This is a genomic window from Mycobacterium attenuatum, from assembly GCF_900566085.1.
Classification (GTDB): Bacteria; Actinomycetota; Actinomycetes; order Mycobacteriales; family Mycobacteriaceae; genus Mycobacterium; species Mycobacterium attenuatum.
Map to the genome: position 1 here is coordinate 1 of NZ_UPHT01000072.1, position 24,298 is coordinate 24,298.

Genomic DNA, 24,298 nt, shown 5'->3' on the forward strand with positions numbered 1-24,298 from the left:
TACGGGGACCGCAGCGGGCAACGGCACGGGGGCCACGGCGGGTATCGGGGCTACTGCCGGCACGGGTGCTACCGCCGGCACGGGGGCTACCGCCGGCACGGGTGCTACCGCCGGCACGGGGGCTACCGCCGGCACGGGTGCCACCGCCGGCACCGGGGCAACGGCAGGCCCAAGGTCAATCAGCGGAGCACCGGCCGGCAGCACCGGAACCGGCCCGGGCACCACCATCGGAACACCAGACATATCGGTGAGCGCGGCCGCACATACCTCGCTGGTGGCTGCTGGTCCGCCAGCTGCGGTCGGTGTGCCCCCGGCTGCTGCTCCGCCCCCGGCTGCGGTCGGTGTGCCACCCGCTGCTGCTCCGCCCCCGGCTGCTGCTGCGCCCCCGGCTGCTGCTCCGCCCGGGGCGCAGCACGCACCGGACGCGGCAGCAGCACCGGCTGCGGCCGCTCCGCCGGCCGCCGGCGCCCCAGCCTCGCCCGCCATTCCTTGGACGCATCCGTAGCCGCCGGTCTTCAGGGGGGCGGCAGCCGCATTCGGGCTCAACGCTATAGCGGCCCCGCATAAGCCAGCGCAGGCAACGACTTTCAAGTTGAACCGATCAAAGACCGTCATCACGCCGACTCCTCTTATCAGCACCCAGCATTTCCGCAGTCAGAACGTGCAGCAGCACCGCGTAGCCCTACTGCACTCGTGTCTAGCCGACCGGGCACAATTCTCGGCAGCCGACGTCAAACACGAGCCGCGCCGCACCGCGCCGTTTCCAAATGGTGACGTTCGGGGGTCAATTTTCTTCGGCGAAGGGTCTTGGGCAGCCGTGCGTTGTCGGACGGTCCGTCGATGCCCTGTGGCCGCATCTGGCCGCAACCGGCCCCAGGCCTGACCCGGGGTTTGCGCAGCTGCGCCGGCCCGGGACTCTTACCGGCGGGGCGTTGGTGCGGGTCACTGATCTAGGCTGACGGCAAGACGCTCATCGGCGGACTGATAAGCGGACATCGAAAGGCAGGGAGAGGCAAGTGACGGTCCGGGTAGGCATCAACGGCTTTGGTCGAATCGGCCGCAACTTCTACCGGGCCTTATTGGCTCAACAGGAGCAGGCCTCAGGCGGTTCTGGAGCGGACATCGAGGTGGTGGCCGTCAACGACATCACCGATAACCACACGCTGGCTCACCTGCTGAAATTCGACTCGATCCTGGGCCGGCTGCCTCACGACGTCAGCCTCGAGGGTGAGGACACGATCGTGGTCGGCGCTGCCAAGATCAAGGCGCTGGCGGTCCGGGAAGGACCGGCGGCATTGCCGTGGGGCGACCTCGGCGTCGACGTCGTCGTCGAATCCACCGGCCTGTTCACCAACGCCGCCAAAGCCAAGGGCCATCTGGACGCCGGCGCCAAAAAGGTGATCATTTCGGCCCCCGCGACCGACCCGGACCTCACCATCGTGTTGGGGGTCAACGACGACAAGTACGACGGCAGCCAGAACATCATCTCCAATGCCTCGTGCACCACGAACTGCCTCGCGCCGCTGGCCAAGGTGCTGCACGACGAGTTCGGCATCGTCAGAGGCCTGATGACCACCATCCACGCCTACACCCAGGACCAGAACCTGCAGGACGGTCCGCACAAAGACCTGCGCCGTGCCCGCGCCGCCGCGTTGAACATCGTCCCCACCTCGACCGGCGCGGCCAAGGCTATCGGCCTGGTGATGCCCGAGCTCAAGGGCAAACTCGACGGCTATGCGCTGCGGGTGCCGATCCCGACCGGCTCGGCCACCGACCTGACTGCCGACCTGGCCAAGCCGGCTACCGCCGAGGAGATCAATGCGGCGTTCAAGGCCGCTGCCGAAGGCCGGCTGAAGGGCATTCTGAAGTACTACGACGCGCCGATCGTCTCGACAGACATCGTCACCGATCCGCACAGCTCGATCTTCGACTCCGGGCTGACCAAAGTGATCGAAGGCCAGGCGAAAGTGGTGTCGTGGTACGACAACGAGTGGGGCTACTCCAACCGCCTCATCGATCTGGTCGCGCTGGTCGGCAAGTCGCTCTAACCGTGACTGTTCATTCCCTCAAAGACCTTCTCGCCGAAGGCGTTTCGGGTCGCAGTGTATTGGTGCGCTCCGATCTGAATGTTCCGCTCGATGAGGACGGCGTGATCACCGACCCGGGCCGCATCACCGCGTCGGTGCCAACGTTGCGGGCGTTGGTCGATGCCGGGGCCAGGGTCGTGGTCACCGCGCATCTGGGTCGTCCCAAGGCTGGCCCGGATCCGAAGCTGTCGCTGGCGCCGGTGGCCGCCGCTCTCGGTGAGCAGCTGGACCGGCATGTGCAGTTGGCCGGTGATGTCGTAGGCGCCGATGCGCTGGCCCGCGCCGAAGGGCTGACCGACGGCGACGTCCTGTTGCTGGAGAACGTCCGGTTCGACAAGCGGGAGACCAGCAAGGACGACGGCGAACGCCTTGCCCTGGCCCGACAGCTTGCCGAATTGGTGTCGCCGGGAGGCGTGTTCGTCTCCGACGGCTTCGGTGTGGTGCACCGCAAACAAGCCTCGGTGTATGACGTAGCAACGTTGCTGCCGCACTATGCCGGGACCCTGGTCGCCGAGGAGATCCGGGTTCTCGAGCAGCTGACCGAGTCGTCCGAGCGGCCCTACGCCGTGGTGCTGGGCGGATCGAAGGTGTCGGACAAGCTCGGAGTGATCGAGTCGCTGGCGACCAAAGCCGACAGCATCGTCATCGGCGGTGGAATGTGTTTCACTTTCCTTGCCGCTCAGGGTTATTCGGTCGGCACGTCGCTGCTGGAAGATGACATGGTCGACACTTGCCGCAGACTGCTCGACACCTACCACGACGTGCTGCGGCTGCCCGTGGACATGGTGGTGACCGAAAAGTTCGCCGCCGATTCCCCGCCCCAGACCGTCGCCGCCGATGCGATTCCCAAGGACCTGATGGGCCTGGATATCGGCCCGGGATCGGTCAAACGCTTCGCCACGCTGCTGTCCAACGCCAGGACCGTGTTCTGGAACGGGCCGATGGGCGTGTTCGAATTTCCCGCGTATGCGGCGGGAACCCGAGGCGTCGCCGAGGCGATTGCCGCCGCGACCGGGCGAGGAGCTTTCAGCGTGGTCGGCGGCGGCGACTCGGCGGCCGCGGTGCGTGCGCTAGGCATCCCCGAAAGCGCTTTTTCGCACATATCCACCGGCGGCGGAGCGTCGCTGGAATACCTTGAGGGCAAGACGCTTCCCGGCATCGAGGTGCTCGGTGAGTCCCAGCCCGGTCACAACGAGGAAGGCGGACAGTCGTGAGCCGCAAGCCGCTGATCGCCGGCAACTGGAAGATGAACCTCAATCACTTCGAGGCGATCGCGCTGGTGCAAAAGGTCGCATTCGCGTTGCCGGACAAGTATTACGACAAGGTTGACGTCACAGTGATCCCGCCGTTCACCGACCTGCGCAGCGTGCAGACGCTGGTCGACGGGGACAAGCTGCGGTTGACCTACGGTGCCCAAGACTTGTCGCACCACGACTCCGGCGCCTACACCGGTGACATCAGTGGCGCGTTCCTGGCGAAACTGGGTTGCAGCTACGTCATTGTCGGACACTCCGAGCGGCGCACGTACCACAACGAGAACGACGCCCTGGTGGCCGCCAAGGCTGCCGCCGCGCTCAAGCACGGGCTCACGCCGATCGTGTGCATCGGGGAACATCTCGACGTGCGCGAAGCGGGAAACCACGTGGCATACAACGTCGAACAGCTGCGTGGTTCGCTGGCCGGGCTCTCAGCCGAGCAGATCGGGTCCGTCGTCATCGCTTATGAGCCGGTCTGGGCGATCGGTACCGGGCGGGTGGCCAGCGCCGCCGACGCCCAAGAGGTTTGCGCGGCGATCCGAAAAGAGTTGGCCTCGCTGGCTTCAGCGAAGATCGCCGAGACCGTCCGGGTGCTCTACGGCGGGTCGATGAACGCGAAGAACGTCGCCGACCTGGTTGCCCAGGACGACATCGACGGCGGCTTGGTCGGTGGAGCGTCGCTGGACGGGGAGCAGTTCGCGACGCTGGCGGCCATCGCGGCCGGGGGGCCGCTGCCGTAGCCTGGCCACGCGCTTCCACGGCCACTGACGCACCACGGTCCGCTCATGAATCACATTGCGGCGTTAAGCCGCAGCGATTTCGCCGCGCTGCGTCCCGCGTCACCCCTTCGATAAGCCGCCCGCGTGGTCACGTGGCCAACGATTGCACCGCGCGCACGGCCAGCGCCCGTGCCATATGCGCCAGATAGTCGCTGGCACCGAGCGGGCACGCGAGGTCTTGCAGCGCCTCCGGGTGTAGCCGATTGTCCAGTGCCGCTTCGGCCTCGGGCCACCGTAGGGGACCCGAGGCCAAACCGCCGACGGCGACCCGAAATCCGGATTCCGCCTCGGCCACCATCACCCCGACCAGCGCACTACGCGCAGTTCGATTGGGCAACCGCACATACGCAGCTCGCAACAGCTGGGGGAATGTCGGAAAAGACAGCGCGACAACCATTTCCGAATCAGTCAACGCGGTGCAGAAAGCGCCGGTGAAATATTCCGCGGCCGGGATGCGGCGCCGGTCGGTGATCACCGTGGCGCTCAATCCGAGGCAGGCGGCCGGGTAATCGCCGGCCGGATCGGCGTACGCCACCGACCCGCCGATGGTCGCGCGGTTGCGCACCTGCGGATCGGCAATGTCGAAAGCCAGCCGGGCCAGCGACGGAATTCCTTGCCGAACAACGGGATCAGTAGCGATGCGGGTATGGGTAGCCATTGCACCGATCCGGATCTCGGCATCACTGGCCGTGATGTCGCGCAGCCCCGCTATCGCACCGAGGTCCACCAGTGTCGCCGACCTGGCCGGTGTCCTGGCCAACGCCGGTACCAGGGTTTGCCCGCCGGCCAGCAAGACGGCACCGCCGGTGTCGAGCAGCCGGACCGCCTCGGCGACCGTGGCGGGACGGTGATAGCGCCAGCTACTCAACGCGCCCGCCCGTCTTCGGCGGCCAGCGCCGCGGCAGCCTCGGCGACAGCCGAGACAATGCTGCGGTAGCCGGTGCAGCGGCAGAGGTTTCCGGAAATGCCATTGCGGATGGTGGCCTCATCCAGCGACGCGCCGTGGCGGTTCAGCAGATCAACCCCGGCCACCAGCATGCCCGCGGTGCAGTAGCCGCATTGCACGGCGCCATGGCGCAGGAATGCGTCCTGCAATGTATTCAGTGAATCCGGAGTGGCCAAACCTTCGACGGTGACAACGTCAGTGTCGTTGGCCTGCAACGCAAGAACGGTGCAGGACTTCACCGCGCAGCCGTCCAGCAACACGGTGCAAGCCCCGCACACGGCCGTGTCGCAGCCGATCGCGGCGCCGGTGAGTCCGAGCGGACCACGCAACATGTCGACCAGCCGGTCGTGCGGGGCCGCGTTCACTTCGGCAGGAGCACCGTTGACCGTGAGCCTGACCGTGTCGGAAGGCTCAATGGCCGTCATGGATGGCCTTCCAGACGACGGCGGGGCGGGCAGGCATCTGGATGCGGGCTGCGGCCGGATAGTCGCGGAGCGCATCGGCGATGGCGTTCATCACAGCGGGGGGCGCCGCAGCCGTGCCGGATTCACCACAGCCCTTGGCGCCCAACACATTGGTGGTCGACGGCAGACCGTTGTCCACCCATTCGACATCGGGTATCTCGCATGCCGTCGGGGGAGCGTAGGCCGCAGCGTCGCCAGCGGCGATGCGCATCAGTTCCTCGCAGCCGGGTGCGCGCTCCAGCAGCGCCTGGGCGATACCGTGCGTCACCGCGCCCTGCACCTGGCCACGCACCGCTTGTTCGTTGATAACCCGTCCGAAATCGTCGACCGCCACATAGCGGAGCACCGTGACGTCGCCGGTTTCGGGGTCGATCTCGAGTTCGCAGGCATGGCAGCCGTTGGCGAAGCTGCCGTTGCGCAAGCTGATCTCGGACTGGCCGTCGAGGGCTCCCGGCCAGTGCTCGGCCACTTCGATGATCGAGGACGAAAACCATTCGCCCGCATCGGCATCGGCGAGAAACCGGCCGTTGTCATAGCTCACCGCATCGGCGGTCACACCCCACTTGTCGGCGAGTACCTGTTTACCCCGCTGCACCGCATCGGCGAGTGCCTTGTCGAGCGCAGCGGTCGAGGTCAGCGTTGACTTGGAGCCGCCGGTACCCGCGCCCCATGGCGCGGTCGAACTGTCGCCTTCGCGGACGGTGATGCGGTCGAGGTCGATGCCGAGCCGCTGGGCGGCCAGCTGCTGAAGCGGCACGGCATGGTCCTGCCCGCTCGATTGGGTTCCGACGACGATGTCCAGGCGGCCGTCACCGGAAAACGTCAGGGTGGCGCACTCGACGGGAAAGGCGCCGCCGCTCATGGCCGCGGCGACCTGCAGCCCGCCGTTGGCTTCGAGATAGTTGGCAAAACCGAATCCGCGCAAGCGTCCACCCGCGGCCGATTCTCGCCGGCGCGCGTCGAACCCGGCACGGTCGGCGACGTCCAGACACCGGATCTGGTTGTCCAGGAACCGGCCGCCGTCGATGACCAGCCCCGTCGTCGCGGTAATGGGCTCTGTCTGGGTGGCGGGCAGGTTGCGGGCTCGCAGCGCGGCCGGATCAAAACCCAGCTCGCGGGCGGCTCGGTCGATGAGTCGTTCCAGCACGTAGGTCGCCTCCGGGCGGCCCGCTCCGCGAAAGGCGTCGACCGGCACGTTGTTGGTGAACATGGCTCGGACATTGATCTCGACGGCCTGAAAGCGGTAGGCCCCGGTCTGTACCGGCGCACCGACCCCGGTCGCGGTCAGCGGTGCCAGCTGCGACAGGTAAGCGCCCAGATCAACAATGGGCCGGACCGATAGCGCGAGAAAGCGGCCGTCTTTGTCCAGGGCGATCGCCGCGTCGGTGACATGCCCGCGCCCTTGGGTATCGGACAGAAACGACTCCGAACGGGTGGCGGTCCAGCGCACCGGCCGCCGCAGCCGCCGTGCAGATTCGAGCACCAGGGCGTGTTCGGGGTAGGCGTAGATCTTGACGCCAAAACCGCCACCGACCGTCGGCGTCAGCACCCGCAACCGCCGCGGATCCCGGTCGAAGGCCCGGGCCAACACGTTGCGCACGAAATGCACCCCTTGGGTATTCGCCAGCAACGTCATGGTGTCGGTCTGTTCGTCGTATAGGCCGACGGCCGCGCGCGGTTCGATGGGATAGGGAACAATCCGCGGTGACGCCAGCGTCATGCGCACCACGTGATCGGCCGCGGCGAAAAGCTCCCGGCACGCCTGTGGATCGCCGAACCGCCAGTCAAAGCACACGTCGTCGGGTGCCTCGGCCCAGATGGGCACCTCCATATCGGGTGAGTCGGTGTCGCATCGGTAGGCCAGCGGCTCATAGTTGACGTCGACCAAAGCGGCGGCCGCGGCGGCCTGGCGTGGGGTTTCGGCTACCACGAAGGCGACACCGTCACCGACGTGGCGCACCCGGTCCACGGCCAACACCGCACGGTCGGCAGCGACGCGGGCGGTGCCGATGACGCAGCTCAGCGGACGGATCGTCGCCGCGATGTCGCGGCCGGTGATGACGCTCAGAACTCCCGGCGCGTTCGCCGCCCGGGAGCTGTCGATGTGCCGTATCCAGGCGTGCGGCAGCGGTGCGCGCACCAGGCATCCGTGCGCTTCGCCGGCAAAACGGATGGCATCCACATACTTGCCGGTACCGCGAACCAGGTCGTGTTCCGACCGGGCCAGCGGCCCCGGGGCATCGTGGCCGGAACCAAGCTCCGACGGATGGGTGAGCCGCACCGGGGTCAGGTACGACGCGTCAGCGGTACTTGATCAACAAACCCACGCCGACGATGCACACCAGCCAGATGCCGACAAGGAACAGTGTCAACCGGTCCAGGTTCTTCTCGACGACGGTTGACCCGGACAGGTTGGACTGCACACCGCCGCCGAACAGGGTCGACAGGCCGCCGCCCTTCGCGCGGTGCAGCAGCACCAGCAACACCACCAGCACGCTGGTGATCACCAAGGTGATCTGCAGGGCCAACTCCATGACCGGCAGCCTACCCAACAACCGACGGATAACGGGCGCCGGGAGGGCAGGTCGCTGATACTGGGACGCATGGTTGATGCTGCCGACGCGGTATTCGATGCCGCGCTGGAACCGATCGGCGATGTTCACCGGACGCGGCTGGGACGCGAGGCGACCGAACCGATGCGCGCCGACATCAGGTTGCTGGGCTCCATCCTCGGCGACACCGTGCGTGAGCAGAACGGCGACGAAATCTTCGAGCTCGTCGAGCGGGCACGAGTGGAAGCCTTCCGGGTGCGCCGCTCCGAAATCGACCGGGCCGAGATGGTGCGAATGTTCGACGGCATCGACATCCACCGGGCGCTTCCGGTCATCCGGGCCTTCAGCCATTTCGCCTTGCTGGCCAATGTCGCCGAAGACATCCACCGGGAACGGCGCCGCGCCGTTCACGTCGCCGCCGGCGAACCGCCGCAGGACAGCAGCCTGGCCGCCACATACGTGAAACTTGACTCCAATAAAGAATCGGCCGAGCTGGATTCGGCCACGGTCGCCGACGCATTGCGAGGCGCGCTGGTGTCTCCGGTCATCACCGCCCATCCCACCGAGATCCGGCGGCGCACCATTTTCGTCACCCAGCACCGCATCACCGAGCTGATGCGGCTACACGCCGAGGGCCATACCGAGACCGACGACGGCCGCAGCATCGAATCGGAATTGCGTCGCCAGGTTCTCACCTTGTGGCAGACCGCCCTGATCCGCCTTTCGCGGCTGCAGATCAGCGACGAGATCGCCGTCGGGCTGCGGCTGTACCCGTCGGCGTTCTTCAAGGTCGTCCCGCAGGTCAATGCGGAGGTGCGAGCGGCACTGCGAGGCCGCTGGCCCGACGCCGACCTGTTGTCGGAGCCCATGGTCAAACCGGGAACCTGGATCGGCGGCGACCGTGACGGCAACCCGAACGTGACCGCCGAGGTGGTGCGGGTGGCCACCGGCGGCGCCGCGTACACCGCGCTGTCGCACTATCTCGCGGAACTCACCGAACTCGAGCAGGAGCTGTCGATGTCGGCTCGCCTGCTTACCGTCACGCCCGCCCTGACCGCGCTGGCCTACGCCTGCCCGGATCAGGCCCGCGATGACGAGCCGTACCGGCGGGCGTTGCGGGTAGTCCGCGCCCGGCTCAGCGCCACCGCCGCCGAGATCTTGGATCAACAACCGCAGCAGCGGCTTGACCTGGGATTGCCGGCATACGCCACGCCGGACGAGCTGCGCGCCGACCTCGACGTCATTGATGCGTCGTTGCGCAGCCACGGCAGTGCGCTATTGGCCGAGGACCGGTTGGCGTTGTTGCGAGAAGGCGTGCACGTCTTCGGTTTTCACCTGTGTGGCCTGGACCTGCGGCAAAACTCCGACGTGCATGAGGAAGTCGTCGGTGAACTGCTGGCGTGGGCCGGGGTGCACCCGGACTACAGTTCACTGCCCGAAGAAGGGCGGGTCGCGGTGCTGGTCGGCGAGCTCGGCACCCGTCGGCCGCTGATCGGCGAACGGGCGCAATTGTCCGAGCTGGCGCGTAGTGAGCTGGACATCATCTCCGCCGCCGCCCATGCGGTTCGGACCTACGGTCCCGAGGCGGTGCCCAACTACGTCATTTCGATGTGCCGCTCGGTATCGGACATGCTGGAGGCCGCGATCCTGTTGAAAGAGGCCGGCCTGCTGGATGCCTCGGGGCCGCAACCGTACTGCCCCGTGGGCATCTCCCCGCTGTTCGAGACGATCGAAGACCTGCGCAACGGCGCGACGATTCTGCAAGCGATGCTTGACCTTCCGCTGTACCGGGGCCTGGTCGCGGCCCGCGATGGCATGCAGGAAGTGATGCTCGGCTACTCCGATTCCAATAAGGACGGCGGCTATCTGGCCGCCAACTGGGCGGTGTACCGCGCCGAGCTGGCTCTGGTCGAGACGGCCCGTAAGTCCGGAATTCGGTTGCGGCTCTTCCACGGTCGCGGTGGTACGGTCGGCCGTGGCGGCGGTCCCAGCTATCAGGCCATCCTGGCGCAGCCACCGGGCGCGGTGAGCGGTTCGTTGCGTCTAACGGAGCAGGGTGAGGTTATCGCGGCCAAATACGCCGAGCCGCAGATGGCGCGGCGCAACCTGGAGAGCTTGTTGGCGGCAACCTTGGAATCGACGCTGCTGGATGTCGAGGGCCTTGGTGACACGGCGGCCCCGGCGTACGCGGTACTCGAAGAGGTCGCCGCCCTGTCGCAGCGCGCGTATGCCGAATTAGTCCATGAGACACCGGGTTTCGTCGAGTACTTCATGGCGTCCACACCGGTCAGTGAGATCGGGTCCCTGAACATCGGCAGTCGACCGACGTCGCGCAAGCCCACTTCGTCGATCACTGACCTGCGCGCCATTCCATGGGTGCTGGCATGGAGCCAGTCGCGGGTGATGCTTCCCGGGTGGTACGGCGCCGGAACGGCATTCGAGCAATGGATCGCGGCGGGCCCGGAAAGCGAGGCCGACCGGCTGGAGGTGCTGCACGATCTCTATCAGCGGTGGCCATTTTTCCGCAGCGTGCTGTCCAACATGGCGCAGGTGCTGGCCAAGAGCGATCTGGGCCTGGCCGCCCATTATGCCGATCTGGTAGCCGATGAGTCGTTGCGGCGCAGGGTTTTTGACAGGATCAGCGACGAACACCACCGCACCATCACCATGTACAAGCGCATCACCGGCCACGACGACCTGCTCGCCGACAACCCGGCACTGGCGCGTTCGGTGTTCAACCGCTTCCCCTACCTGGAGCCGCTGAATCACCTTCAGGTGGAGTTACTGCGTCGTTACCGCTCGGGTGAGGACGACGAATTGGTGCAGCGCGGCATTCTGCTGACGATGAACGGGTTGGCCAGCGCGCTGCGAAACAGTGGGTAATGGGACCGAGACGGTCGCGAACCCGCCGGCCGGAAGAACCGTGCGGCCCCGACACGGTAACGACCGTGGACGCCGCGGCGAAGCGATTGCTTCGCTTGATGCTCTGGGAGCGGGGCCGTAACTTGTGCTGGACAACGTCGAACAGTGGATTGAAGTGACAACGCGCACTGCCTGAATCGGCTTCGTGGCCGCCGCACCGATTGAAAGGGGATGGGGAAACGGGTCTGCCTGGCAGACACCGCGCCGCTGACTGACCCATGGACGTATCCGGCCTGCCCGTGTGGCTACTTCTGCTTCTCGTGGTCGTCGTCGCGATTTCGATTGCCGTGGCTGCGATATCGCTGACCAATCGCGTCATGCCGGAAGTCGGCAAGGAGCACAACGGAACGATGTCGCCGTTCATCACCGTCGTGGGTCTCGTTTACGGCGCTCTGCTCGGCTTCACCGTGGTGGTCGCTTGGCAGCAGTTCTACGCCGCGCACGCGGTGGTCGCCAACGAGGCGGCCACTCTGACGACGATGTACCGGCAAACTGTTGCCATGCCGGAACCGGAGCAGACCCAGCTGAGGCAGTTGCTGCGTCAGTACGCGACCGCGGTCGCGGGTCCCGAATGGGAGAGTCAAAGTCGGGGCGCTACCAGCGACAGCGCGCGAGCTGAGATCACTGGGATGTACAGCGTCATTGGCGGTCAGCCGTCAGGCGTCGAGTCCGGGCCGATCAATCAGACGTTTCTCAATCAGCTGAGTGTGTTGGCGACGGACCGTGCCACCCGGATCATCGATGCCAAGCCGCGAATACCCCCGTTGCTGTGGACGGTACTGATATTCGGTGGGATGGTGCTGGTAACGCTGACCGCCTTCCTGCGCATGGGCAGCACCCTCGGCCACATGGTCGTCTCCGGCACGATCGCAGTCCTGCTCGGCCAACTGTTGTGCATCGTGTTCCTTCTCGACCATCCGTTCGGGACCCACCGGGGGATCACACCCGAGTCCTTTCAGCAGTCACTACAGGTGTTCGACTCGGTGGACCGGGGCACCTGATCGACCACGCACGGCCCCGAGGTCGCATTTCGAACAGCCGATCCGGGCCGGTGCCGGTCGCGATCTAACGCACGGAGCGGTTGCGCAGCCGTGCCAGCACACCGCGAACCGCGTGCTCGGTGACCGACAGCGGGGACATCACGGTCTCGCCCAGGCTCACGATGTAATCGATCCGGTCGACGATGGCTTCGATCGGCTCGACCAGCACGATGAGCCGCTTGGCCAGGTCGTCCAGGCTCGACAGTGTGCCTTCCAGATGGTCCAGGCCACCCTCCAGGCGCTCTACCGTGGCATTGAGAGCCGACAGCGAGCTGTTTAGCTCCTTCATCGTCTTGTCCAGCCCTTCGAGGACGTCCTCGACCTGCTCCACCGTCTTGTCGGCGTTCAGCGCCGCCTGAGTCAGGGTCTTGATCCGGCTTCTTTCCGGCCCGCTGCGCACGCTTCTGTCCGCCATGACGGTCATTATCGCGCTCATTGCACCCGTCAGGGCGGGCGGTCGGTCCAGCGGCAATGTCACCCGAGTTTGGCTGCGGCTTCCTCGTCCAGCAGCCACACCGTCTTGTCACGCCCGACCGCTCCGGCCGCCGGCACCGTGACCGGGTCCGCGCCGGCGACGGCAGCGGCCACCGCGTCGGCCTTGGCCCGGCCGGACACGATCAGCCACACTTCGCGTGATCGCTGTATTGCGGGCAGCGTCAAGGTGATTCGCTGCGGTGGGGGCTTGGGGGAGTCGTCGACAGGTACGACCAGACGGGTGGTCTCTCGCACGGCCGCAGTGTGGGGGAACAACGAGTTGACGTGTCCTTCGGGCCCCATTCCCAACAGGTGGACGTCGAAATTCGGTGCCCGCTGACCAGGTGCGGAATTGGCTGCCAGTATCTGTTCGTAGGCCAGTGCAGCGGCGTCCAGGTCGGTGCCGAACTCACCGTCACTGGCGGCCATCGGATGCACCTGGCTGGGCGGGATGTCGACGTGATTGAGCAGCGCTGCGCGCGCCTGCTTGTCATTGCGCTCATCGTCGTCCTCGGAGACGTAGCGCTCGTCGCCCCAGAACAGATGAATCTTGGACCAGTCGATCCGCGGCCCGGCCGTGCCGAGATACCGCAGCAGCGCGATGCCGTTGCCGCCGCCGGTCAGCACGATCAGCGCTTGGCCCCGGGCTGCCACCGCGCTGTCGATCGCCCGGATCAGTCGCTGGCCGGCTGCCTCAACAAGATTCTCACTGTCCGGAAAGGTCTGGACGTCAAGGTTCATACGTACTGCACCTTCTTGATGCCTTCCAATGCGGCGAAGTAAATCTCGTCGGGGTCCAGCCGACGCAGATCTTCGGCCAGGCATTCCCCAGTTACCCTGCGCGCCAACGGGACCCGGGCATCGGGCCGGGCGGTTCGGCTCAGCGTGGCGGTGGTGCCCTCCTGGGGCCGGCTCAGCACGATGGTCTCGCTCTTGCGCACCAGCTCGACTTGTAGTTTGCCGACGACGCGGCGCACCGGACCGTCGATCCGGCTGGCCAGCCAGCCGGCTAAGACGTCAAGCGCTGGTTCACTCTTGAGCCCGGAGACCAGTGCCGACTCGATCGGCTCGTGGGGTGGCTGGTCGACGGCGGAGGTTAGCAGCGCGCGCCAGTAGGTGATCCGGCTCCAGGCCAGGTCGGTGTCGCCCGCGGTGTATCCGGGCAGCCGGCTCTTGATGGCCGACAACGGGTCGACACCGTTGGTGGCATCCGTGATGCGCCGAATCGCCAACTTGCCCAAAGGATCCTGGGCAGGTACCGCCGGAGCGACGTCGGGCCACCATGCCACCACCGGGATGTCGGGCAGGAGGAACGGAATGACGACGCTGTCGGCGTGGCCGGACAGCGGTCCAGACAGTCGCAGCACCACGACCTCGCCCGCACCTGCGTCGGCGCCCACCCGCAGTTGGGCGTCCAAGCGCGGTTTCTCGGCGTACGGGTCACCTCGCATCACCACAATGATGCGGCTGGGGTGTTCATGGCTGGCGGAGTTGGCGGCCTCGATGGATTCTTCGAACATCGCCTCGCTGTCCGGGGCGATGATCAGGGTCAGCACCCGGCCCATGGTGACGGCGCCGATTTTGGCGCGAAGCTCGTCGAGCTTCTTGTTGACCGCGGTGGTGGTGGTTTCGGGCAGGTCGACGATCATTAGCGCCGCTCCTTCTCACTGCTTCGCAGTGCATCGTCGCCGGCGCGGATCATTTGCGCCGCTCCTTCTCACTGCTTCGCAGTGCATCGTCGCCGGCGCGGATCATTAGCGCCGCTCCTTCTCACTGCTTCGCAGTGCATCGTCGCCGGCGCGGATCATGGGCGCCGCCATTCCCGGCCGGTGCGATGCAACATCTGGAACGCCGAATCCGGGCCCCATGTGCCCGCCTCGTAGGGCTCGGGATTGCCGTGCGCGGCCCAGTAATCCAGCACGGGATCCAGGATCTCCCAAGCCAATTCGACCTCCGCATTGACAGGAAACAGTGATGGTTCGCCGAGCAGCACGTCAAGGATCAGCCGCTCGTAGGCCTCCGGCGAGTCCTCGGCGAACGCCGACCCATACGAGAAGTCCATGTTGACGTCGCGGACTTCCATCGCGCTGCCCGGGACCTTGGATCCGAAACGCAGCGTCATCCCTTCGTCCGGCTGCACCCGGATGACCAGGGCGTTGGCGCCGAGCTCGTCGGTCATGGTGGCATCGAACGGCAGATGCGGCGCCCGCTTAAAGACCAGGGCGATCTCAGTCACCCTGCGCCCCAGCCGTTTTCCGGTGCGAAGATAGAACGGCACGCCGGCCCAGCGGCGAGTGTCGACCTCCAGGGTGATCGCGGCGAAGGTCTCGGTGGTGGAGTCCTCGGCGAAACCCTCCTCGTCGAGCAGGCCCACCACCTTTTCGCCGCCCTGCCAGCCGGCCGTGTATTGCCCGCGGCTGCTGGTCTCGTCGAGCGGTTCGGCGACCCGGGTCGCCTCGAGCACCTTGATCTTCTCCGCCTGCAGCGCTGACGGTTTGAAGCTGACCGGCTCCTCCATTGCAGTCAGTGCCAGCAGCTGCATCAGGTGGTTCTGGATGACGTCGCGGGCCGCGCCGATCCCGTCGTAGTAGCCGGCCCGACCACCCAGGCCGATGTCTTCGGCCATGGTGATCTGCACATGGTCGACGTAGTGGGCATTCCAGATCGGATCCCAGAACTGGTTGGCGAACCGCAGCGCCAGGATGTTTTGCACCGTCTCTTTGCCCAGGTAGTGGTCGATGCGGAAGACCGACTCCTCCGGGAAGACCGCGTTGACGGCCTTGTTCAGCTCGCGGGCGCTGTCCAGGTCGTGACCGAACGGCTTCTCGATGACGACCCGGCTCCATCGGTCACCTTGCGGACGGGCCAGTCCAGATTTGTGCAGCTGTTCGCACACCACCGGGAAGGACTTGGGCGGGATCGCCAGATAGAAGGCGTGATTGCCGCCGGTGCCGCGCTCGGCGTCGAGTTTGTCCAGCGTCTCGGCGAGCCGTGCGAACGCCTGCTCGTCATCGAAAGAGCCTGGTACGAACCGAAACCCCTCGGCCAGCCGATCCCAGTTCTCCTGCCGGAACGGGGTCCGGCAGTGTTCTTTGACCGCCTGGTAGACCACCTGGCCGAAATCCTGGGTGTCCCAGTCTCGCCGGGCGAAGCCCACCAGTGCGAACGTGGGCGGCAGCAGCCCGCGGTTGGCCAGGTCGTAAATGGCCGGCATCACCTTCTTGCGCGCCAGGTCACCTGTGACACCGAAAATCACCATGCCGCAGGAACCGGCGATCCTGGGCAGCCGCTTGTCCAGCTTGTCGCGCAGCGGGTTACGCCACTGCGCGGCGGCGGAGTTGCGAGCTGCGCTCATTTGGTGACGGAGTCGAGCTGCGCCTGGGTCTCTTTGAGCAGCTCGGTCCACGCCGCCTCGAACTTCGCCACGCCTTCATTCTCCAGTACGACGAACACATCGGTCAGGTCTATGCCGACGGCCTGAAGTTTGTCGAACACCTGCTGAGCATCGGATGCGGTGCCGCTGACCGTATCGCCGTTGATCACGCCATGATCGGCGACGGCGTCCAGCGTCGGTTCCGGCATGGTGTTCACCGTGTCGGGAGCCGCCAACTCGGTGACGTAGAGCGTGTCGGCGTAATCGGGGTTCTTGACGCCGGTCGACGCCCACAGAGGTCGTTGTACGTGGGCACCGGCTGTCCTGAGGGTTCGGTAACGGTCTCCGCCCCCAAAGACTTCCTGGTAGGCGGCATAGGCGAGGCGGGCATTGGCCACCCCGGCCTGCCCGCGCAATGCCAGCGCTTCCGGGGATCCGAGCTTTTCCAGCCGCTTGTCGATTTCGGTGTCCACTCGGGAAACGAAAAACGATGCCACCGAATGGATCTTGGACAGGTCCTGGCCGGCCTCACGTGCTTTCTCGATTCCGGCCAGGTAGGCGTCCATGACGTCACGGTGACGTTCGACGGAGAAGATCAGCGTGACGTTAACCGAAATCCCTTCGCCCAGAACGGTGGTGATAGCCGGCAGGCCCGCCTTGGTGGCTGGAATCTTGATGAACAGGTTCGGCCGGTCGACGATCTTCCACAGCTCGACGGCCTGCTGGACCGTTTTCTCGGTGTCATGCGCCAGCCGCGGGTCGACCTCGATAGACACTCGGCCGTCCAGGCCGCCGGAAGCCTCCCATACCGGGGTGAACACGTCGCAGGCCCGGCGCACGTCGTCGGTGGTGGCGGTGCGCACCGTAGCGTCCACGTCGGCGCCCCGCTCGGCCAGTTCGGAGATCTGGTCGTTGTAGGCGTCGCCCTCGGCCAGCGCCTTCTGGAAGATGGACGGGTTGGTAGTCACGCCGACGACACACTTGGTGTCGATCAGCTCCCGCAGGTTGCCCGAATTCAATCGGTCGCGGGACAGGTCGTCCAGCCATACGGATACGCCCACGGCGCTGAGCGCGGCGAGGTTGGGGTTCTGACTCATGGAAACGCCCTTTCTCAGTTGTCGAGTGCTCGTTCCGCGGCGGCGGCAACCGCTTGCGCGGTAAAGCCGAATTCCCGGAACAACGTCTTGTAGTCGGCGGATTCGCCGTAGTGCTCGATCGAGATGATCTCGCCGGTATCGCCGACCAGTTTGTGCCAGCACTGCGCGACACCGGCTTCGACGGCAACCCGTGCCGACACCGACGGCGGCAGCACGCTGTCGCGGTACTCCGATGGCTGGGACTCGAACCACTCCACGCAGGGCATCGACACCACTCGCGCGATAATGTCCTTGTCCGCCAACAACTTCTGCGCCTCGACCGCGAGCTGAACTTCCGAGCCGGTAGCGATCAGCACCACGTCGGGTTCTTCGCCGTCATCATTCAGTACGTATCCGCCGCGGGCCACCCCGTCGGCGTCGGTGCCCTCCAGCACCGGCACTCCCTGCCGGGTCAAGATCAAGCCGACCGGCCCGCTGCCGTTGCCGCGGGCCAAGATCGTGCGCCAGGCATATGCCGTCTCGTTGGCATCGGCCGGGCGTACCACCGAGAGCTGGGGAATCGCCCGCAGCGCCGCAAGGTGCTCGATCGGCTGGTGGGTCGGCCCATCCTCGCCCAGCCCGATCGAGTCGTGCGTCCAGACGTAGATGGTGTCGATGTCCATCAGCGCCGCTAGTCGCACCGCCGGACGCATGTAGTCGGAGAACTGCAGGAACGTGCCACCGTATGCGCGGGTGGGGCCGTGCAGCACGATCCCGGACAAGATGGCGCCCATGGCGTGTTCGCGAACCCCGAAATGCAGGGTGCGACCGTACCAGTGCGCGGTGTAGTCCTTGGTCGAAATCGAAGGCGGGCCAAAGGAATCCGCGCCCTTCATGGTGGTGTTGTTGCTGCCCGCCAGGTCCGCGGACCCGCCCCACAATTCCGGAAGCTTCGGTCCCAGGGCAGACAGCACCTCGCCGGAGGCGGCGCGGGTGGCCAGCGCTTTGGACCCGGGTTCCCAGCGCGGCAGGTCGTCGTCCCAGCCGGCGGGCAACTGCTCGGCGGTCAACCGGTCCAGCAGTGCCTTACGTTGCGGTTCGCGTTGCGCCCACTCGTCGAATTCGACCTGCCAGCGGTCGTGGGCCTCTTTGCCCCGGGCCACCAGAGCGCGGGTGTGGGTGAGGACGTCGTCGCGAACCTCGAATGTCTTGTCGGGATCGAATCCCAACACCTTCTTGACAGCGGCCACCTCGTCGTCGCCGAGCGCCGCGCCGTGGGCCTTTCCGGTGTTCATCAAATTCGGCGCCGGGTATCCGATGATGGTCCGCAGCGAGATGAACGACGGCCGGTCGGTGACAGCTTTCGCGTTGGCGATGGCCTCCTCGATCCCGACGACGTTCTCGCCGCCCTCCACCTCCTGCACGTGCCAGCCGTAGGCGCGGTAGCGCGCGGCGGTGTCCTCGCACAGCGCGATGTCCGTGTCGTCCTCGATCGAGATCTGGTTGTGGTCGTAGAACACGATCAGGTTGCCCAGCTGCTGGACGGCGGCCAGCGACGACGCTTCGGAGGTCACACCTTCTTCGATGTCCCCGTCGGAGGCGATGACATAGATGTGGTGGTCGAAGGGGCTGGTGCCCGGCTCGGCGTCCGGGTCAAACAGGCCGCGTTCGTACCGCGACGCCATGGCCATTCCCACCGCCGACGCCAACCCCTGGCCCAGCGGGCCGGTGGTGATCTCGACACCTCTGGTGTGCCGGAATTCCGGGTGTCCGGGAGTCTTGGAGCCCCAGGTGCGCAGCGACTCGACATCGGACAGCTCAAGGCCGAAGCCGCCCAAGTAGAGCTGGATGTAGAGGGTCAGGCTGCTGTGCCCGCACGACAATACGAACCGGTCGCGCCCCAGCCAGGTGGTGTCACTGGGATCGTGGCGCATGGTGCGCTGAAACAACGTGTAGGCCAGCGGGGCAAGGCTCATTGCCGTTCCGGGATGGCCGTTGCCGACCTTCTGGACGGCGTCGGCGGCCAGCACCCTAATGGTGTCGACCGCAGCCGAATCGATCTCGGTCCAGTCGTCGGGATGGCGCGGTTGGGTAAGCGCGGAGATCTCTTCGAGTGTGGTCACAGATTCAGTCCTCAGTTCAGTCCGCAGTGCAGGGTCATCAAACTGATCAATCCCACCCTAGTGCGGGATTGCCGGCGGTTGCAGGCCCAGATCGTGGGTACCCGTCGGGGCCTTGGCGAAAAGCGTCGATAAGGCACTGTGAAAATAGCGTGTCGGCTGCGTACGCTGTGCAATCGGTGCCGAGCGGCCGAAAAAGTTGCTGTGAATCGACCCTGCGGCGCGGCTGCCCGGGCCACGCCGTCTACCATCGTGCGTAGTAGAAGCTGTGCGCGGCCGGTCCTCGAGGAGTAATTGCGTGAGCGTTCGTGGCCGCGTCGCGACGGGCCGAATATCTGGCATACCCGGCATCCCCGGCATTGGCAGGCGGCACGATGCGCCGGGCATCGCGACGTCAAGGAAGAGCCGCGTGGCCGCAACGCTGCTGGCCTACCTGGCGTTGACCAAGCCGCGGGTCATCGAGTTGCTGTTGGTCACCGCGATACCGGCGATGCTGCTCGCCGATCGCGGCAGCGTCCATCCGCTGGTCATTCTCAACACGCTGATCGGCGGAATGATGGCCGCCGGCGGTGCGAACACCCTCAACTGTGTGGCCGACGCCGATATCGACAAAGTGATGAAGCGGACGGCGCGCCGGCCACTCGCGCGTGCCGCGGTGCCGACCAGGAACGCCCTGGTGTTCGGTTTGGTGCTGACGGCGGTCTCCGTTGTGTGGCTGTGGTGGACCACCAACTTGCTCTCCGGGCTGCTGGCCCTGGCGACCGTCGCGTTCTACGTGTTCGTCTACACCCTGTTACTCAAGCGGCGCACCTCCCAGAACGTGGTGTGGGGCGGGGCGGCCGGCTGTATGCCGGTGATGATCGGCTGGTCGGCGGTCACCGGAACCCTCGCGTGGCCCGCGCTGGCAATGTTCGCGATCGTCTTCTTCTGGACCCCCCCGCATACTTGGGCATTGGCGATGCGCTACAAAGAGGACTACCAAGAGGCCGGGGTACCGATGCTGCCCGCGGTGGCGACCGAACGTCAGGTCACCACACAGATCCTGATCTATACCTGGCTGACGGTGGCGGCGACGCTGTCACTGACGCCAGCGACCGGGTGGCTCTATGCCGCGGTGGCGCTGGTGGCGGGTGCGTGGTTCCTGGCCATGGCACATCAGTTGTACGCGGGTGTTCGCGCCGGTGAACCCGTCAAGCCGCTGCGGCTGTTCCTGCAGTCGAACAACTACCTGGCGTTGGTCTTCTGTGCACTGGCGGTCGACTCGGCGCTGGGCCTGCCCACCCTGTTTTAGTCTGTTTTAGTTTCAAGCTCCAGTTTCCAGCTTGGCCTCAACTCGGCGGGACCTTTGTCACCAATCGGCTGCCGAAATGCTCAGGTGGCCCGGAAAGGGTTCTCGCCGTTGCGTTTGCGCGCGACCATGGGGCGTTGAGTTCTCGGTGCTAGGGGGATCCCCGCGATGACGTCGTCCACGATCGATCCGCGTCGGCACGACGGGGTCATCTTCGTTCTCGACACTGCTGGCGTAGGTGGTGGGCACGACCCTGACGACACGGTGATGGAGTCGATTCTCGCGCTGGCCCATAAGCTCCGGCAGGCCGGTTTGGTCACCGCCCTCTACTCGCCGGGCGGTCACAGCGTCCGAGTTCTCGAGGCTGCGGGAAGCTCCGAACCGTTTCCCGCGCGGGTCGAGCGGGCTCCTGCCGGGGGACCCGAACTGCCGACAAAGCGTTACTGCATCGGCCTCATGGCTGCCGCCGTCAAGCTGGGTGTGGCCGCGGAGCGGTCGGCGGTGGTAGCGGGTGATAGCGGCGGGGTGCAGGCGGCCCGTGAGTGCGGCTTCGCCTATGTCGTCGGTCTCGACCAGGATGGGCGTGCCGACGAGTTTGTGCACCGCGGAGCCGACGCCGTCGTCGCCAATCTTTCCGACGTGATGGTCCGCACCGGTGATGAACCCATGTCACGGCGCCCCAACGCGCTGGATTCCTACGGTCAGGTGATTGGAATGGTCTCCGGCCGGCAGCCGTTCGCCTGTGTGAACTACGACAGCACGCTGTTGGAAATCATGCCGGACCCCGATCTCGCCACGCTGGTCGACGGCGCGGCCCGGGCGCTGGCGGATCTGGCCACGCAGTGCCCGGTCGCGATATTGTCCGGCCGGGATCCGGAGGACGTTCGCAACCGGGTAGGGGTGCCGGGTATCTGGTATGCCGGCAGCCACGGCTTGGACCTGGTGGCACCCGACGGCACCCGCTATCAGCATGAGGTGGCGGCTTCGTCGGTCGAGGTGCTGGCGAGCGCAGCAGCCACACTGCGTGATGAGCTGAGCCCGACGTCGCCGGCGCGCGTCGAACACACCCGCTTCGGGGTCAGGGTGCATTACGGCCAGGTGGCGCAGGAGGGTGTGGCCGAGGTGATCGCGGCAGTGCACCAGCAGGGCCGACGACACGGCCTTCGCCTCACCACCGGCCGCGGAGTTGTCGAGTTGCGCCCCGACATCGATTGGGACAAGGGCACCGCACTGGCCTGGATACGCGATCACATACTCGCCGCGGGGCTCGAATCGGGGGCCGCTTCGGGGACCGGATCGGCGCGCGAATCGCAGACCCAACCGGGCCGGGTGCTACCGATCTACATCGGTGGCGACCTCACCGACGAGGACGCCTTCGATGCGGTGCGGTTCAGCGGTATCGGGGTCGTGGTCCGCCACGATCGCGCCGGTGACCGCCCCACCGCCGCCAGCTTCACGCTGGCCAGCCCTACCGAGGCACGTGACTTCGTTCGGCGCGGCGCCAGGTGGCTGGCCTATGACCGCGAGACACGCGCTCGCGGTTGGACTTTCACCTGGGAAGGCTATGACCCGCCCAACGAAAAGCTGCGTGAGGCGCTGTGCACGGTGGGCAACGGCTACTTCGCCACTCGAGGGGCTGCTCCCGAATCCAAGGCCGGCCAAGTCCATTACCCGGGAACCTATGCCGCCGGTGTGTACAACCGGCTCGATGATCTGGTCGCGGGTACCCGGACTGCACACGAAAGCCTGGTGAATCTGCCCAACTGGCTTCCGTTGACCTTCCGCATCGGCGACGGCGACTGGTTGGACCTCGACGCGGTGACGTTGCTGTCCTACCGCCAGACGCTCGACCTGCGCGGCGCGGTGCTCACTCGGGAGCTGACCTACCGTGACGACGCCGGCCGTACCACCTCGATCACCGAGCACCGATTCGTGGCGATGAACCAGGCCCACGTGGCGGCCCTGCAGACCACCATCGTGGCCCAGGACTGGGAAGGGGCAATCGAGATCCGGTCAACCCTGGACGGCGACGTCCGCAACTCCGGGGTCGAGCGTTATCGAGACTTGGCCAGCAATCACCTTCAGGGACTGGAAAAGGTTGCGCTCTCTGAGGATTCGGTGCTGATGGCTGTCGAGACAACCCAGTCGAAGATTCCCGTCACGCTGGCCGCGCGAACCAGCGCCTGGCACGGCGACGCGCCCGCGCCCGCCACGTACCGGCTGCTCGATGAGGAATTCGCGATCGGTAATCAGATCTTCACCACCCTGAAACCGGGTCAGCCGCTGACCGTGGAGAAGATAGTCACCCTGGTCACCGGACGTGACGTTGCCACCTCACACCCGTCGACGGGGGCCGAGCGCAGGTTGGCCCGACAAGGACGATTCGCCGAAATCTGTGCGGCCCATCGGCTCGCCTGGGCACACCTGTGGGAGCGGTTGTCGATCGAATTCAGCAACCACACCGAAGAATTGCGAGTCTTGCGGCTGCACCTGCTTCATCTGCTGCAGACGGTGTCCTACAACAGCGAGGAGCTCGACGTCGGGGTGCCGGCCCGCGGGCTGCATGGCGAGGCATACCGCGGACATATCTTCTGGGACGAGCTGTTCATCTTTCCCGTGCTGAATCTGCGACTTCCCACGATCACCCGGTCGTTGCTCCGATACCGGCATCGGCGCTTGCTGGAGGCGCGCCGCGCGGCCAAGCTTGCCGGTTACCGCGGCGCCATGTACCCGTGGCAGTCCGGCAGCGACGGGCGTGAGGAAAGCCCGGAGCAGCACCTGAATCCGCGATCCGGCCGGTGGCGGCCCGATGCGAGTCACCGCGCGCACCACATCGGGATCGCCGTCGCGTACAACGTGTGGAACTTCTACCAGGTCACCGGTGATCTGGCGTACATGATCGACTACGGGACCGAGATGATGGCCGAGATCGCCCGGTTCTGGGTGAGCCGGGCCACCTACGACCAGGAGCGTGACCGCTACAGCATCAACGGTGTGATCGGGCCCGACGAATTCCACTCCGGCTACCCAGACCGGCCATATGACGGGGTGGACAACAACGCCTATACCAACGTGATGGCGGTCTGGGTGATCCTGCGCGCCATCGATGCGCTGCAGCTGATGCCGCTGCCCAACCGGCTGGATCTCTGCGAAGAGCTGGGGCTGACCGACGCGGAGCTCGCCCACTGGGACCATGTCAGCAGGCGCATGTTCGTCCCGTTTCACGACGGTGTGATCAGCCAGTTCGAGGGATACGAGCAATTGTTGGAACTTGATTGGGATGGCTACCGACGGCGCTACCGCAACATTCAGCGGCTCGACCGCATCCTCGAAGCCGAGGGCGACGACGTCAACCGATACCGGGCGTCCAAGCAGGCCGACGTGCTGATGCTGCTCTACCTGCTGTCGGCCGACGAGTTGCGGGAGCTGCTGGACCGGCTCGACTACCACTTGGATCCGCACCGGATCCCGGAGATGGTCGACTACTACGTGGCGCGTACCTCACATGGGTCGACGCTGAGTGCCGTCGTGCATGGCTGGGTGCTGGCCCGGGCCAACCGGGATCGCGCGCTGGAGTTCTTCCAGCAGGTGCTCAAGTCCGATATCGCCGACATCCAGGGTGGCACCACTTCCGAAGGTGTTCATCTGGCGGCCATGGCCGGCAGCGTCGATTTCGTGCAGCGGTGCTTCACCGGTCTCGAGATCCGCGGCGACCGCATCGTGCTGTCTCCGTTGTGGCCGGAATACCTTGGTGCACTAGGTTTTCCGATTCACTACCGGGGTAACCACTTACACCTGCGGGTCAGCGGCAAGGGTGCGGAGATCAGCGTCGAACCCCGGGATGTGACGCCGGTGGAAGTCGAATGCCGCGGACGGGTGGAACGCCTGGTCCCGGGCAGCGTCGTCCGATTCACCTGAGAT

The 24,298-nt window shown here is 66.0% G+C and carries 18 protein-coding genes; 7 read left to right on the plus strand and 11 right to left on the minus strand.

The features are described 5' to 3' along the window. Nucleotides 1–615: hypothetical protein (locus tag EET13_RS11960; RefSeq protein ID WP_122442547.1), on the minus strand; the 615-nt coding region annotated here is incomplete at its 3' end. A 401-nt stretch (nucleotides 616–1,016) separates the two neighbouring features. Here EET13_RS11960 and gap point away from each other — a divergent pair. Genes gap through tpiA form a run of 3 tightly spaced genes read left to right on the plus strand, consistent with a single transcriptional unit; the run spans nucleotide 1,017 to nucleotide 4,083 of the window. Further along, complete coding sequence (gene gap / locus EET13_RS11965; RefSeq protein WP_122442493.1) at nucleotides 1,017–2,048, plus strand: type I glyceraldehyde-3-phosphate dehydrogenase; 1,032 nt, start codon at nucleotides 1,017–1,019, stop codon at nucleotides 2,046–2,048. 2 nt (nucleotides 2,049–2,050) lie between these two features. Beyond that, nucleotides 2,051–3,301, plus strand: a complete 1,251-nt coding sequence (locus tag EET13_RS11970) for a phosphoglycerate kinase (RefSeq protein ID WP_122442494.1) — start codon at nucleotides 2,051–2,053, stop codon at nucleotides 3,299–3,301. Further along, nucleotides 3,298–4,083 (plus strand): triose-phosphate isomerase, encoded by a 786-nt coding sequence (gene tpiA / locus EET13_RS11975; RefSeq protein WP_122442495.1) that lies wholly within the window; start codon nucleotides 3,298–3,300, stop codon nucleotides 4,081–4,083. The genes EET13_RS11970 and tpiA overlap by 4 nt, the downstream gene beginning before the upstream one ends. 127 nt (nucleotides 4,084–4,210) lie before the next feature. Here tpiA and EET13_RS11980 read toward each other — a convergent pair whose 3' ends face one another. The 4 genes from EET13_RS11980 to secG are packed head-to-tail and all read right to left on the minus strand — an operon-like array spanning nucleotide 4,211 to nucleotide 8,066. Beyond that, nucleotides 4,211–4,990 (minus strand): FAD binding domain-containing protein, encoded by a 780-nt coding sequence (locus EET13_RS11980; protein WP_122442496.1) that lies wholly within the window; start codon nucleotides 4,988–4,990, stop codon nucleotides 4,211–4,213. Beyond that, nucleotides 4,987–5,493, minus strand: a complete 507-nt coding sequence (locus EET13_RS11985) for a (2Fe-2S)-binding protein (protein WP_122442497.1) — start codon at nucleotides 5,491–5,493, stop codon at nucleotides 4,987–4,989. The genes EET13_RS11980 and EET13_RS11985 overlap by 4 nt, the downstream gene beginning before the upstream one ends. After that, nucleotides 5,480–7,813, minus strand: a complete 2,334-nt coding sequence (locus tag EET13_RS11990) for a xanthine dehydrogenase family protein molybdopterin-binding subunit (protein ID WP_122442498.1) — start codon at nucleotides 7,811–7,813, stop codon at nucleotides 5,480–5,482. Before EET13_RS11990 ends, EET13_RS11985 begins: the two co-directional genes overlap by 14 nt. A gap of 19 nt (nucleotides 7,814–7,832) precedes the next feature. Then, entirely contained in the window at nucleotides 7,833–8,066 is a 234-nt protein-coding gene (secG, locus tag EET13_RS11995) for a preprotein translocase subunit SecG (protein WP_122442548.1), read from the minus strand. A gap of 69 nt (nucleotides 8,067–8,135) precedes the next feature. Between secG and ppc the strand changes: the two genes are divergently transcribed. After that, nucleotides 8,136–10,967 carry a phosphoenolpyruvate carboxylase gene (gene ppc / locus EET13_RS12000; RefSeq protein WP_122442499.1) on the plus strand — a complete coding sequence of 944 codons (2,832 nt, stop codon included), beginning with the start codon at nucleotides 8,136–8,138 and terminating at the stop codon, nucleotides 10,965–10,967. A 257-nt stretch (nucleotides 10,968–11,224) separates the two neighbouring features. Continuing rightward, nucleotides 11,225–12,007, plus strand: a complete 783-nt coding sequence (locus tag EET13_RS12005; RefSeq protein ID WP_122442500.1) for a bestrophin-like domain — start codon at nucleotides 11,225–11,227, stop codon at nucleotides 12,005–12,007. Nucleotides 12,008–12,071: 64 nt separating this feature from the next. Here the strand turns inward: EET13_RS12005 and EET13_RS12010 are convergent, their stop codons facing one another. The 6 genes from EET13_RS12010 to tkt all read right to left on the minus strand — a co-directional run bounded on the left by EET13_RS12010 (nucleotide 12,072) and on the right by tkt (nucleotide 19,092). After that, nucleotides 12,072–12,470, minus strand: coding sequence for an ATPase (locus tag EET13_RS12010; RefSeq protein ID WP_122442501.1), 399 nt, complete (start codon nucleotides 12,468–12,470; stop codon nucleotides 12,072–12,074). A gap of 50 nt (nucleotides 12,471–12,520) precedes the next feature. Beyond that, nucleotides 12,521–13,261 carry a 6-phosphogluconolactonase gene (pgl, locus tag EET13_RS12015; protein WP_122442502.1) on the minus strand — a complete coding sequence of 247 codons (741 nt, stop codon included), beginning with the start codon at nucleotides 13,259–13,261 and terminating at the stop codon, nucleotides 12,521–12,523. Beyond that, nucleotides 13,258–14,169, minus strand: coding sequence for a glucose-6-phosphate dehydrogenase assembly protein OpcA (gene opcA, locus EET13_RS12020; protein ID WP_122442503.1), 912 nt, complete (start codon nucleotides 14,167–14,169; stop codon nucleotides 13,258–13,260). Before opcA ends, pgl begins: the two co-directional genes overlap by 4 nt. 155 nt (nucleotides 14,170–14,324) lie before the next feature. Next, on the minus strand, nucleotides 14,325–15,875 hold the full coding sequence (zwf, locus tag EET13_RS12025; protein WP_122442504.1) for a glucose-6-phosphate dehydrogenase: 1,551 nt from the start codon (nucleotides 15,873–15,875) through the stop codon (nucleotides 14,325–14,327). Continuing rightward, nucleotides 15,872–16,990: a transaldolase gene (gene tal / locus EET13_RS12030; protein WP_122442505.1), complete on the minus strand. Its 1,119-nt coding sequence runs from the start codon at nucleotides 16,988–16,990 to the stop codon at nucleotides 15,872–15,874. Before tal ends, zwf begins: the two co-directional genes overlap by 4 nt. Before the next feature lie 14 nt (nucleotides 16,991–17,004). Next, entirely contained in the window at nucleotides 17,005–19,092 is a 2,088-nt protein-coding gene (gene tkt / locus EET13_RS12035) for a transketolase (RefSeq protein ID WP_122442506.1), read from the minus strand. A gap of 295 nt (nucleotides 19,093–19,387) precedes the next feature. On the opposite strand from tkt, the gene EET13_RS12040 reads away from it, so the two are divergent. Continuing rightward, the gene (locus EET13_RS12040; RefSeq protein WP_168990754.1) at nucleotides 19,388–20,380 is read left to right on the plus strand and encodes a heme o synthase; all 993 of its coding nucleotides are present in this window, start codon (nucleotides 19,388–19,390) and stop codon (nucleotides 20,378–20,380) included. Nucleotides 20,381–20,545: 165 nt separating this feature from the next. Continuing rightward, nucleotides 20,546–24,295, plus strand: a complete 3,750-nt coding sequence (otsB, locus tag EET13_RS12045; RefSeq protein ID WP_122442507.1) for a trehalose-phosphatase — start codon at nucleotides 20,546–20,548, stop codon at nucleotides 24,293–24,295. The last annotated feature ends 3 nt before the right edge of the window (nucleotides 24,296–24,298 follow it).

What these genes read in the sequence shown, in the direction of transcription:
- otsB (WP_122442507.1), top strand. Translation starts at nt 20,546, where the DNA reads ATGACGTCGTCCACGATCGATCCGCGTCGGCACGACGGGGTCATCTTC.
- tal (WP_122442505.1), bottom strand. Translation starts at nt 16,990, where the DNA reads ATGAGTCAGAACCCCAACCTCGCCGCGCTCAGCGCCGTGGGCGTATCC.
- EET13_RS11985 (WP_122442497.1), bottom strand. Translation starts at nt 5,493, where the DNA reads ATGACGGCCATTGAGCCTTCCGACACGGTCAGGCTCACGGTCAACGGT.
- EET13_RS12010 (WP_122442501.1), bottom strand. Translation starts at nt 12,470, where the DNA reads ATGACCGTCATGGCGGACAGAAGCGTGCGCAGCGGGCCGGAAAGAAGC.
- ppc (WP_122442499.1), top strand. Translation starts at nt 8,136, where the DNA reads ATGGTTGATGCTGCCGACGCGGTATTCGATGCCGCGCTGGAACCGATC.
- zwf (WP_122442504.1), bottom strand. Translation starts at nt 15,875, where the DNA reads ATGAGCGCAGCTCGCAACTCCGCCGCCGCGCAGTGGCGTAACCCGCTG.
- opcA (WP_122442503.1), bottom strand. Translation starts at nt 14,169, where the DNA reads ATGATCGTCGACCTGCCCGAAACCACCACCACCGCGGTCAACAAGAAG.
- pgl (WP_122442502.1), bottom strand. Translation starts at nt 13,261, where the DNA reads ATGAACCTTGACGTCCAGACCTTTCCGGACAGTGAGAATCTTGTTGAG.
- secG (WP_122442548.1), bottom strand. Translation starts at nt 8,066, where the DNA reads ATGGAGTTGGCCCTGCAGATCACCTTGGTGATCACCAGCGTGCTGGTG.
- EET13_RS12005 (WP_122442500.1), top strand. Translation starts at nt 11,225, where the DNA reads ATGGACGTATCCGGCCTGCCCGTGTGGCTACTTCTGCTTCTCGTGGTC.